The 11631-nt window shown below is 65.1% G+C and carries 11 protein-coding genes; 6 read left to right on the top strand and 5 right to left on the bottom strand.

From position 1 onward, the window contains the following. Nucleotides 1-259: 259 nt before the first annotated feature. From RCI06_RS10080 to RCI06_RS10065, 4 genes are all read left to right on the top strand, one after another. Nucleotides 260-1204 carry an L-lactate dehydrogenase gene (locus RCI06_RS10080; RefSeq protein WP_306575950.1) on the top strand — a complete coding sequence of 315 codons (945 nt, stop codon included), beginning with the start codon at nt 260-262 and terminating at the stop codon, nt 1202-1204. A 216-nt stretch (nt 1205-1420) separates the two neighbouring features. Next, nucleotides 1421-1846 (top strand): Hsp20/alpha crystallin family protein, encoded by a 426-nt coding sequence (locus tag RCI06_RS10075; protein ID WP_101553028.1) that lies wholly within the window; start codon nt 1421-1423, stop codon nt 1844-1846. A gap of 194 nt (nt 1847-2040) precedes the next feature. Next, complete coding sequence (locus tag RCI06_RS10070; protein ID WP_101553030.1) at nt 2041-2883, top strand: NYN domain-containing protein; 843 nt, start codon at nt 2041-2043, stop codon at nt 2881-2883. A 253-nt stretch (nt 2884-3136) separates the two neighbouring features. Then, nucleotides 3137-4303, top strand: coding sequence for a CCA tRNA nucleotidyltransferase (locus RCI06_RS10065; protein WP_306575948.1), 1167 nt, complete (start codon nt 3137-3139; stop codon nt 4301-4303). 204 nt (nt 4304-4507) lie between these two features. Here RCI06_RS10065 and RCI06_RS10060 read toward each other — a convergent pair whose 3' ends face one another. After that, complete coding sequence (locus tag RCI06_RS10060; protein ID WP_288234729.1) at nt 4508-5812, bottom strand: cytochrome c biogenesis protein/redoxin; 1305 nt, start codon at nt 5810-5812, stop codon at nt 4508-4510. Between the two features lie 308 nt (nt 5813-6120). Here RCI06_RS10060 and RCI06_RS10055 point away from each other — a divergent pair, with 308 nt between their 5' ends. Then, nucleotides 6121-7113 carry a CPBP family intramembrane glutamic endopeptidase gene (locus RCI06_RS10055; protein ID WP_288234728.1) on the top strand — a complete coding sequence of 331 codons (993 nt, stop codon included), beginning with the start codon at nt 6121-6123 and terminating at the stop codon, nt 7111-7113. A gap of 5 nt (nt 7114-7118) precedes the next feature. Further along, nucleotides 7119-7574: a tRNA adenosine(34) deaminase TadA gene (tadA, locus tag RCI06_RS10050; protein ID WP_306575944.1), complete on the top strand. Its 456-nt coding sequence runs from the start codon at nt 7119-7121 to the stop codon at nt 7572-7574. A 244-nt stretch (nt 7575-7818) separates the two neighbouring features. Here tadA and RCI06_RS10045 read toward each other — a convergent pair whose 3' ends face one another. From RCI06_RS10045 to RCI06_RS10030, 4 genes are all read right to left on the bottom strand, one after another. Next, the gene (locus RCI06_RS10045; RefSeq protein WP_306575942.1) at nt 7819-8862 is read right to left on the bottom strand and encodes a nitrilase-related carbon-nitrogen hydrolase; all 1044 of its coding nucleotides are present in this window, start codon (nt 8860-8862) and stop codon (nt 7819-7821) included. A gap of 4 nt (nt 8863-8866) precedes the next feature. Further along, nucleotides 8867-9571, bottom strand: a complete 705-nt coding sequence (locus RCI06_RS10040) for a hypothetical protein (RefSeq protein ID WP_101553041.1) — start codon at nt 9569-9571, stop codon at nt 8867-8869. Between the two features lie 171 nt (nt 9572-9742). Continuing rightward, on the bottom strand, nt 9743-10417 hold the full coding sequence (locus tag RCI06_RS10035) for a YesL family protein (RefSeq protein ID WP_306575940.1): 675 nt from the start codon (nt 10415-10417) through the stop codon (nt 9743-9745). A 76-nt stretch (nt 10418-10493) separates the two neighbouring features. Then, the gene (locus RCI06_RS10030) at nt 10494-11606 is read right to left on the bottom strand and encodes an ABC transporter ATP-binding protein (RefSeq protein WP_101553043.1); all 1113 of its coding nucleotides are present in this window, start codon (nt 11604-11606) and stop codon (nt 10494-10496) included. Nucleotides 11607-11631 lie beyond the last annotated feature (25 nt).

The raw sequence follows: 11631 nt of genomic DNA, 5'->3' as shown, positions 1-11631 counted from the left end.
CCGGCCCCCCGGGCCGGCAGGGCGGGTTTGCGCGTCGGAGCCGCGCACTGGGGACAAAACGCCGTTCGTCGTTTGGACCCCTGCTTTTTCGCCGCGGGGGCCGGGGCACGCGGCCGCTTTTTGACGCGCGGGGCCGGGGCGCGGTATATTCGGGCGGGCGGCGTTTACAATAGCAATTGGCGGCGCTTGCCAGATCTCCCAGAAGGCGCTATAATATACTAAAACTGTATATATTAACCATTCCAAAGGAGGAACCCTCATGAATCTACAGAAATGCGCGGTCATCGGCTGCGGTGCGGTGGGCGCGACCACCGCCTACACCCTGCTGGGCAGCGGACTGTTTTCCGAGCTGGTGCTGCTCGACATCGACCAGAAGAAGGCGGAGGGAGAGGCGATGGACATCGCCCACGGCGTCCCCTTCGTGCGTCCCGTCAACGTCTACGCGGGAGATTACCCCGACCTGGCCGACGCCGGGCTGGTGATCATCACGGCGGGCGCGGCGCAGTCCCCCGGCGAGACGCGCATCGACCTGGTGCGCAAGAACGTGAAGATTTTCCGGTCGATCGTCCCCCAGATCGTCCGCTGCAACCGGGACGCCATCCTGCTGGTGGTGGCCAACCCGGTTGACATCCTCACCTATGTGACGCTCAAGCTGTCCAGCTTCCCCGCCTCCCGGGTGATCGGCTCGGGCACCGTGCTGGACACCGCGCGGTTCAAATACCTGCTCGGGGAGCACCTCGAGGTCGACCCGCGCAACATCCACGCCTTCATCATCGGCGAGCACGGGGACACCGAGCTGCCCGTGTGGAGCTCGGCCAACGTGTCGGGCATCGACCTCGCGGATTTCTGCAAGGTGTGCGGCAAGTGCGCCGACATGGCGGGGCTGCACGGCATCTACGAGGAGGTCAAGAACAGCGCCTACCGGATCATCGAGCGCAAGGGCGCGACCAACTACGCGATCGCCAAAGCGGTGCGGCGGATCGCGGAGGCGATCGTGCGGGACGAGAACTCGGTGCTGCCCGTTTCGGGGCTGGCGGACGGGCATTACGGGCTGCATGACCTCTGCCTCGGCCTGCCGGCGATCGTCGGCAGGGAGGGGATCAAGCAGATCCTTGACTTCCCGCTCGACGAGGCGGAGCACCGGGCGCTGGAGGCGTCCGCGGCGGCGCTTTCCGACGTGCTGGCGGAGATTGAGCCGAATTAGCACTCTTATATTGTGAGTGCTAAAAATTCACAGTTTATTCATAAATGATGCATTGCTTTGTAACAATCCCGGGTTATACTAAGGCCAATGAAACAAGAACGAGCGCCGGGCACGGGCGCCGGGAAAGAAGATGATCGCCATGTGCCGCAACATTCGCAGAACTCGTGAGTTGGGTTAAACAACGCGAAAACACAACATCTAAAGGGGGATTTTATCATGTTTGACCTGATGCCTTTTGAACGCAGAACCAGAAACCTCTCCAACTTCTTCGACGCCTTCGACAAGACGTTTTTCAGCGATTTCCCGGCGAGCTTCTCCGAGATCCGCACCGATATCCTCGACCAGGGCGACAAGTTCCTCCTCCAGGCGGAGCTGCCCGGCTTCGACAAGGAGGACATCAAGATCGACCTCAACGGCGACACCCTTTCGATCTCCGCCGAGCACAAGGCCGAGAGCGAGGAGAAGAAGGAGGACGGCTACGTCCGCCGCGAACGCCGCTACGGCTCCTTCGCGCGCAGCTTCGACGTCTCCGGCATCGACGTCGAAAAAATCAGCGCCGCGTACAAAAACGGCGTGCTCGAACTCGAGCTTCCCAAAAAGGTGCCCGCCCGGCCGCAGGCCCGCCAGATCGAGCTCAAATAAGCCCCCGGGCTTTTGGAATCCCCCGTCCGCGTCCGCGGGCGGGGGATTTCGCATCCCCGTGCAAATATTTTCCCGGATACGACTTTTTCGCCGCGAATTTATGCTATAATAAACGCAGGCCGTCAGCCAAAAGCCAATATCCGGCCGCGCAAGACGGCCCGCAAAGACCGAACTAGATCGATTGAGGTGAAGGAATGGCAAGCGACAGCAAATTCGCGGTGCTTATCGATGCCGATAACATATCGGGAAAATACATCAAGATCATCCTGGACGAGATCTCCAACGACGGCATCGCCACCTATAAGCGCATCTACGGCGACTGGACAAGCCCCGCGCTCGTCTCGTGGAAAAACGTCCTGCTCGACAACTCGATCCTGCCCATCCAGCAGTACAGCTACACCACCGGCAAGAACTCGACCGACTCGGCCATGATCATCGACGCGATGGACATCCTCTATTCGGGCCAGGTGGACGGCTTCTGCATCGTCTCATCGGACAGCGACTTCACCCGTCTGGCCGCCCGCCTGCGGGAGAGCGGCATGACCGTCGTGGGCATGGGGGAGCGCAAGACCCCCAAATCGTTCATCTCCGCCTGCAACCGGTTCAAATACCTCGACATCCTCGCGACCGCCGAGCAGAAGGAACCGGAAAAACCCGCCCAGCCGGAAAAGCCCAAGCAGCAGCCCAAGCAGGAGAAGGCCCGGCCCGCTCCCAAGCAGGAGCCGAAGCCCGAGCCCAGGCCGGAACCGGAGCCCGCGCCCGAGCCCTGCCCTGAGCCGGAGGAAAAGCAGATGACCGGTCTGCGCACCATCAAAAAGGCGATCCGCACGATCGTGGCGGAAAACTCGGACGAGGACGGCTGGCTCTTCATCGGCACGATCGGCAACCTGCTCGTCAAGCGGTACCCCGATTTTGACGTGCGCAACTTCGGCTTCTCCAAGCTCACCCCCTTCATCGAGTCGCTCGACCTCTTCGACATCAAGAGCGTGCGCACCCGCGACAGCAGCGTCAAGCTCATCTATGTGAAGCTCAAATGAATCGGGAACAGGCCGCCGCATCGCGCGGCGGCCTGTTTTGATCTTCCTTTTTCTCTTGTAAAAGGGAAGCGAAAAATATGCCTGAAGGATTGGGCGTTCCGTGCTTTGCGAAGCGCGGCGCGGGGCTCTGCCCCGCGGCCCCGCCGCCTTGTCTCCGGCCCAAGAGCCGCCCTGCGGGCGGTTGGCCTCCGACACGCTTCGCTGCGGCTCAGTGTAAAAAAGCGGGCGAAATTTTTGATTTGGGGGTAAAAGGATGGAATTGGCGTTGTCGCGCGGCGCGGCGTATGTGCTGTGCGCCCTGCGCGCGGCGGGCTATGAGGCGTACGTCGTGGGCGGCTGCGTGCGCGACAGCCTGCTCGGCCGCAGGCCGGGCGATTGGGATGTGACCACCTCCGTGCTGCCGGAGGAGACGAAAGCGGTGTTTTCCGGGGCGCCCGTCATCGGGACGGGCGTCCGCCACGGCACCGTGGCCGTGCTCGTCGGCGGAGAGCCCGTCGAGATCACCACCTACCGGGTGGACGGCCCCTATTCCGACGGCCGCCGCCCCGACTCGGTCGCCTTTACCCGCAGCCTCCGGGAGGACCTTGCCCGCCGCGATTTCACGGTGAACGCGATGGCGTGGTCGCCGGAAACCGGCCTCGTCGACCCGTTCGGCGGGGTGGACGACTTGCGCGGAAAATCGATCCGCTGCGTCGGGGACCCCGCGCGGCGGTTTCAGGAGGACGCACTGCGCATCCTGCGCGCCCTGCGCTTCTCCTCGTCGCTCGGCTTTTCCATCGAGGCCGAAACCGCCGCCGCCCTGCGCGCGGACCGCGCGCGGCTTGAGAAGGTGTCGGCGGAGCGGATCGCGGCGGAGCTTGTCAAGATCGTCTGCGGAACCCGCGCCCCCGCCGTCCTGCGGGAGTTCCCCGAGGTGGTCGCGCGGGTCCTGCCCGGGTGGGACTGCGACCCGGACGCGCTCGGGCGTGCGCCGGCCGATCCCGCCGTGCGGCTGGCGATGCTCTTTTCCACGGAGGCGGATGCGGAAGCGGCCCTGCGCCGCCTCAAATTCGACCGCGCAACGATCCGCGCCGCAAAGGCCCTTCTCGCCTTCCGGACAGCGCCGCTCGCGGAAGACCGCCCGGCGGTGCGGCGGATGCTGCGGAAGCTCGGGCCGGCGGCCTTCCGCCGTCTGCTCGCGATGCGCGCGGCGTACGGGGAACCGCTCGCCGGCGTGGAGCGCACGCTCGGCGAAGTGCTGGAGGAGGGCGACTGCTGGTCGCTCGACGCGCTCGCGGTGAAGGGCGGGGACCTGCTCGCGGCGGGCGTGCCCGCCGGGCCGGAGCTCGGCCGGACGCTCGCGGCGCTGCTCGACGCGGTGATCGACGGGCGCTGCCCGAACGAGCGCGCCGCGCTCTTGGAGCTTGTTCCCCCTCAATAAAAGTTTTCGTCCGCCTTTTTCAAAAGGCGGCGGGTGAGAAAAAGCCCGGCATCCAGAGGATGCCGGGCTTTTTCGAGGGCGGAGCCCTTAACCCGGGCCCGCAGGCCCTGCTTCAGGCGCTTTTTCCGCTTCCCTTTTTCAAGAAAAAAGGGAAGATCATAAGGGGCGGTTCCCATCGGGAACCGCCCCTTATCTCTTTTTCGATTATTCCGTGCGCTTGCCGTCGAGGGTCTGCTGGATGACGCTCTGCATCATCTCCTTGGTCATCGCGCCGGGCGCGTAGCCGAAGACGGTGCCGTCCGCCGAGATCATGAAGGTCGTCGGGAAGGCGCTGATGCCGTACTGCGCGAAGACGTCGCCCGTCGTGTCCATCACGGTCGGAAAGGTGTAGCCCTTGTCGGAGAGGAAGGCCGCGATCTCCTCGGGCGATTTGTCCTGCCCGTAGGGGTTTTCGTCCGTTTTGGGGTTGGCGACGCCCAAAAAGATCACGTCCCCGGTATTTTCACCGTACTCCTTGTAGAGCTCCTCTATGTGGGGCATCTCCTTCTGGCAGGGCGGGCACCAGGTCGCCCAGAAGTTGAGGAAGACCACCTTGCCCTTATAGTCGGAGAGGGTATGGGTGTTGCCGTCCTGGTCGACGAGGGTGAAGCCGGGCGCGACCGGCGCGGGCGGGGCGTCCTCCCGTGAGGACGCCTCGGAGGAAGGCGCCCCGCTCGGCGCGGCGGACTCGGAGGAGACGGGCGCCGCGGGCTCGCTCTGGGAGGTTCCGGAATCGGGGATGCGCGGGGCGCTCAGGTAACTGGTGATGCCGTTCATCCAGCCGGTGAAGGTCATGATTCCGATGATGATGAGCAGTACGCCGCCCGCCTTGATCGTGTATTTCATGAGCTTCTGGTTGCGGCGCAGGAAGCCGAGCGCCTGGGTGGTGAAGAGGCCGAGCGCGAGGAAGGGGAGTACGAAGCCGAGCGCGTAGACGAGCACGAGCAGGTTGCCCGCGAGGGCGCTTTTCGCGCCCGAGGCGAGGATGAGCACCGACGAGAGGGCGGGCCCGACGCAGGGGGTCCACGCGAAGGAGAAGGTAAAGCCCATGATGAAGGCGGCGACGGGGGTCATCTTTTTGCCGGCGACGTTGAGGTGGAACTTGTGCTCCCGCTGGAGGAATTTCAGCTCGAAGAAGCCGACCTGCACGAGGCCGAGCAGGAGGATGACGATGCCGCCGATGCGGGAGAAGAGGGTGCGGTGGCCGCTGAAGAAGGTACCGACAGCGGTGAAGCCGATGCCCAGCAGGAAGAAGGCAAAGGAGATTCCCAGCACGAAGAAGAGGGTGTGCAGCATCACCCGGCCACGCCTGTAGATGGGATTTCCGTTTTCGTCCCGTTCGCCGCTGCCCGCGAGATAGCTGACGTAGATGGGGATGAGCGGGATGACGCAGGGGGAAAAGAAGGAGAGCAGCCCCTCCAGGAAGACGAGGAGAAAGCTGATGTGTTCGGTGGTGGCAAAGCCCTGCATGCGGATTCCTCACAATCTGTAATTTAAATTATTGCAGTTAGAATAGTGATATTATATCCGCTCGCGGGAAATTTGTCAACCGCCCGGGCAGGATAAAAGATGACGGAATTGTAAATTCTCGGGAGGGTTCGCATTTCGCGCGGTTTATGTTATAATAAGCGCGGGCGATCGGCCGAATGCCGGCAGCGTCCGCCCGTGGCAAACGGCGCGCGGCGCGCAGGCCCCACAGCCCCGCCGCCGTGCGATATGACGCGGAGAGAAACCCGGGCCGCCCGCGCGGCCTTTTTGATAGACAAGGGGACAAGCCCATGTGCCAATACCAGCAGCAGGCGCCGGAATTCCGGCCCGGCCCGGCGGAGGCGGCCTCGCGCCTGCGGATGCAGAGCGCGCTGCTTTCGCTCACCATCATCGTCAACATCCTCTGCCTCTACCTCGTCCAGTCGGACACGGTCATCGGCTGGATCGTCGGCGCGCTCGACCGCGCCGGCGCGGGGCAGCGCGGCTTCGCCATCGCCAACGAGCTCTTCTCGCTGGCGGTCTACCTGACCGTCTTCCTGCTGCCCTACCTCGCCTACGCGAAGGTGCTCGGCTTCCGGCTGCGGCAGGTCCCGCACGATCCGCCCCATCCGCCCATCCTCGCCGCCTCGGCGGCGGTCGTGCTGGGGCTTTCGGTCATCGGGGTGCTCCTTTCGCTGGCCGCGTCGATTTTTTTCTCCTTCTTCGGGCTGCTGCCCGCCGACCTGCCGATGGAGACCCCCGGCGACCCGGCCGCCGCCGCGCTCTACATCTTCAACGCCACCGCCCTGCCCGCCCTCATCGAGGAATTCACCTACCGCGGCGTGGTGCTCGGCTCCCTGCGCCCCTTTGGGGACCGGTTCGCGATTGTCGTGTCGGCGCTGCTCTTCGGGCTGCTCCACCGCAATATGGTCCAGTTCCCCAACGCCTTCCTGCTGGGCGCGGCGCTCGGCTACTTCATGGTCAAGACCAACTCGATCTGGACGAGCATGGCCATCCACTTCCTCAACAATTTCCTGGTCGTCCTGCTTTCGATCGTCACCGTCAACATGAGCGACCTTGGGACGCTGGCCCTGCAGGGGCTGGAATTCCTCGTCTACCTGGGCGCCGGCGGGCTCGGCTTCTGGTATCTCTTTCAGAAGCTCGCGCTGGACGGTTCCCTGCGCCCCTGCGGCTGCCCGCTGCGGGAGCGGACCCGCTACCGCAGGTTTTTCGTGAACTTCCCGATGCTCCTGCTGCTGGCGCTCTACCTGCGGATCTTCTACCTGAGCTTTACAAGGATGTGAACGACATGCAGACCGATGAATCCTACATGTCCCTCGCGCTCGAGCTGGCGCGGGAGGCCGCGAAGCTGGGCGAGGTGCCGGTGGGCGCGGTTGCGGTGTGGGACGGTGAGGTCGTCGGCACCGGCTTCAACCGCCGCGAGACGGGCAAAAATGCGCTGGCGCACGCCGAGCTCGAGGCGATCGACACGGCCTGCCGGAAGCTCGGCGGCTGGCGGCTGCACCGGTGCGACCTCTATGTCACCCTCGAGCCCTGCCCGATGTGCGCGGGCGCGATCGTCAATGCCCGCATCCGCCGGGTGGTGTTCGGCGCGCGCGACCCCAAGGCGGGCTGCTTCGGCTCGGTGAGCGACTTTGCCGCGCTCCCCTTCAACCACCGCCCCGAGGTGGTCGGGGGCGTGCTCGCGGAGGCGTGCGCGGCGGAGCTCTCCGCCTTCTTCCAAAGATTGCGTAGCTGTCGATAAAAATATCAAAACGGACACAATATCTTGTGTCCGTTCACAATTTGTTCACCAATTGGAGGGGCGGGTGTGTTATAATAACATTCAGAAACTCAGCGTTTCTAAGTTAATCCCCCCTCCTTGATTTTATCTCCAGATCACTTCACCTGTCAGCGGGCCGCGAGGCTCGTCTTTTTTTTGCTCCGCACCCTCCGGCGGCGCGGCGTGAAAACCGCCTCCCGCGGCGCGGAAGGCGGTTTTTTCTGTTTCAGCCGAGCAGCGGCAGCTTGCCGCAGTAGCGGTAGCTGTGCAGGTAGTCCTCCGCGAGGAAGGAGGCGTTCGGCTCCCCCTCGATGACCGCGAGGTGCAGCTTTTCCAGGTTGGTGCGTGCCGCGAGCGCGCACGCCTGCGGGCCGTCCGCGAGGGCGACCACGCCGTTTTTGCCCGGCGTGGCGTCGAGCGGGGCGAAGATGCCGCACCGCGCCGCGCCGCCGGAGGCGTAGCAGGCGTAGAGCGCGTAGACGCCGTTTTCATTGGCGCGGCAGCGCAGCAGGTCGGGCAGGATGCCGCCGCCCACGCCGGGGACGGCGATGAGCCGCGCGCCCTGCTCCCGCAGGATTTTGAAGCACTCGAAGTAATAGGCGTCCGTCCCGAGCACGACGCCGATCGGGCCGACGGCGGTCTCGACCGGCTCGATGAGTCCGGAGGGCTCGACGCCGAGCGCCCGGTCGGGCCCGATCGCGCAGATCTTTTCCTGCGCGCCCGCGGGCTGCCCGTCGGGGCCGAAGACGACGCACCGGTTGATCAGCCGCCCCTCCTCCCAGAAGAGGGCGCTGCCCGCCACGAGGTAGACGTGCTGGAGGCGGGCGACCGTGCTGAAGGTATACATGTAGAGCTCGTAGAGGTAGCCGTGAAGCGCCGCGGCAACCGGCTCCAGCCGTCCGTCCATGGGCTGCGGGAAGGGGCCGTCGAGGGCGGGCAGGGTCCCGCCGAACATCCAGCGGAGCATCCGCTTCCAGCCGGGGACGGTCGTGAGGGGGGCGAGCCCCACGTACTCGGGAAAGACGACGACCTGCGCGCCCGCGTCGACCGCGGATTTGGCCAGCCGGTAGATCTCCGCCGCGTAGTCCTTCCAGTCCCGGTAGGCGCGGGGCGCGAGCTGCACGGCCGCCCCGCGCACCGCCTCCGGGGCGGCGAATTCGGCGTTGCGCCGGTCGGTCTCCCCCTTGCCCTCGAGGAAGGCGGCGATCTTTTTCGGCGTGGCCGCGAAGGACAGCCGGAAGGTCAGCAGCCCCAGAATCGCTTTCCACATGCGGCTACCTCCCCAGTTCGGCGGCGTAGTTCTCCACGAGCGCCGGGTTGATCTGTTCCATCAGCTCGAACCGGGCGCGGATCTCGTCGAGCCGCTCCATGTTGAGCGCGAACCGCACGGGCAGCGCGTCGGTGCGCCGCACCAGGTATCCGTCCCCCGCGCGGGTGACGGGCGCGGGGCAGCAGACCACCGCGCCGCCCGCCGCGAAGTTCGCGACATAGACGTTGTTGCTCTGCGCGGCGTTCCAGACGGTGCAGAGGACGCGCTCGGGGGTCTCCTCCGCCGGGTCGAGGCACTGCACCGAGAGGACGGCGTCCGCCCCCTTGAGCGCGGCGGTCCGGAGGACCTGCGGGTGGTAGATGTCCGCGTCGACGCAGAGGAAGAGGTTTCCCAGCTCGGTGTGCACGACCTCGGCCCGCTCCCCCGGGCGCAGCGCGCCCCGCAGCGGGAGGGAGAGGTGCAGGGCGGGCTGGCGGCAGAGCGCCTGCCCGTCGGGCCCGAGCAGGCAGAGGCAGAGGTTCCCCTCGTGCACGAAAAGGCCGCTCACGAGGTGGACGCGGTGCTCCCTGGCATAGCGCACGCACCGCGACAGGTGGCGGCGCAGGTCCGCGCCGTCAAAATGGATGCCGCCGTCCGCCAGCAGCACCAGCTTCGCGTCCTCCGAGGGGGGCTGGAAGGGGGGGCGTATTTCAATCGGGAAAAGCTCCATGCGGATTCCTTTCTTTCGCCGCGGGGCGGCGCCGTTGGTTTCTTGCGTTTATCATACCATCCGCGCCCGCGGATTGCAAACGCGGGAGGGGCTGGAAAAGAAAGGGGCCGCCCGAATGGGCGGCCCCTTTCTTCCGCCGCTTTGAGGCGGACGGCGGGCATATGACGGAGGCTACCGGAGGACATGCTTCCGGATCCCCCCGTAGGCGCAGAAGCAGGCGACCAGGCCGGTGAGGGAGCAGCCGATGAGCAGCAGGTAGATGAGGGACATCGGCAGGGTGGCCGCCAGGAGGAAGCCGAGCGCGCCGATGACGGCCAGCGCGAGCAGGTTGCGCGGCAGGCAGAGCAGGGCGAGCAGCAGGGTGTTTTTCAGCGCCTGCCGGGGCGGCAGGTCGACGAGCGCGAGCATGGGGAAGAGGTAGAGCGCCGCGCAGAGCAGCAGCAGGAGCAGCACCCCGCCGGCGAACAGGGGGATACCATAGACGGGCGAGGCGAGGGCGGCCGCGCCGTAAAAGCGCAGCGCCCCGTCGCAGAGCAAAATCAGCGCGAGCAGCGGCAGGCCGAGCAGGGTCGACCATTTGAACTCCCGCCGGAAGGCGGAAAAAAAATCGTGCCAGAGGAAGTGGTTTTGGTCGCGGAGCATCGTGAGGGTGACCCGGCACATCGCGGTGGTCGCCGCCGGGATGGTGACGACGGGGACGCAGAAGAGCAGGTAGAGCAGGTTCAGCTTGACGAGCTCGAAAAACTCGCGGGACAGCACGTCGAAAAAGAGTGCCAGCCCCCTTTTGGGGGGTGCGTCCTTGGGGATGCCGGGGCCGGGCTTGGCGTAGTTTCCGAAGAGTCCCACGGGAACACCTCGCTTTCTGAAGATGGAAAAAGGCTCCGGCGGCGGGTAAAACCGCCGCCGGGAGCCGCAGTGCATGTCAGTTGAAGATGACCTGCTGGGTCTCCTTGTCGAAGAGGTGGATCTTGGTGCAGTCGATCGCGATCTTGATGCGGTCGCCGTCCTTGGCTCCGCTGCGGGGCGGGACCTTGGCGACCAGCTTGGTTTCGCCGCTGGTGAGGTAGAGGAAGATCTCCGAGCCCATCAGCTCGGCCAAATCGACGTCCGCGTCGATGACGCTCGCCGTATCGAGCCCGAAATAGGCCTCCTCGTCGTGCAGGTTCTCGGGGCGGATGCCAAGGGTCGCCGTCCTGCCCACATAGGCGTCGAGGGTGCCGGCATCGGCCTTGCCCGCCGGGATCTTGATCTCATGATCGCCGAACATCGCGGCGTAGCCGCCGCCCTTTTTCTGGATCGTGACATCGAGGAAGTTCATCTGCGGGGAGCCAATGAAGCCCGCGACAAAGATGTTGCACGGCTTGTCGTAGAGGTTCTGCGGGGTGTCCACCTGCTGGATGAAGCCGTCCTTCATGACGACGATCCGGTCGCCCATCGTCATCGCCTCGGTCTGGTCGTGGGTGACGTAGACGAAGGTGGTGCCCAGGCGCTTGTGCAGCTTGGTGATCTCCGAGCGCATCGCGGTGCGCAGCTTGGCGTCGAGGTTGGAGAGCGGCTCGTCGAGCAGGAAGACCGCCGGGTCGCGGACCATCGCGCGCCCGAGCGCGACGCGCTGCCGCTGTCCGCCCGAAAGCGCCTTGGGCTTGCGGTTGAGCAGGTGCTCGATGTCGAGCACCTTGGCCGCCTCATGCACCTTGCGGTCGATCTCCTCCTTGGGGGTCTTGCGCAGCTGAAGGCCGAACGCCATATTCTTATAGACGGTCATGTGCGGGTAGAGCGCATAGTTCTGGAAGACCATCGCGATGTCGCGGTCCTTGGGGGCCACGTCGTTGACCAGCTTGTCGCCGATGTAGAGCTCGCCCTTGCTGATCTCCTCGAGCCCCGCGATCATGCGCAGGGTGGTGGATTTGCCGCAGCCGGACGGGCCGACGAGGATGATGAACTCCTTGTCGTCGATCTCGAGGTTGAAATCGCTCACGGCGGTCACGTTGCCGGGATAGACCTTGAAGATGTGGCGGAGGGAAATGCTTGCCATAATATAGCCCCCTATGGTAAAATGT

This window comes from Anaerotruncus massiliensis (ex Togo et al. 2026), from assembly GCF_030825285.1.
Taxonomy (GTDB): domain Bacteria; phylum Bacillota; class Clostridia; order Oscillospirales; family Ruminococcaceae; genus Anaerotruncus; species Anaerotruncus massiliensis.
The sequence above is the reverse complement of the archived record's forward strand: the minus strand, read 5'-3'. Positions and strand labels throughout refer to the sequence as shown.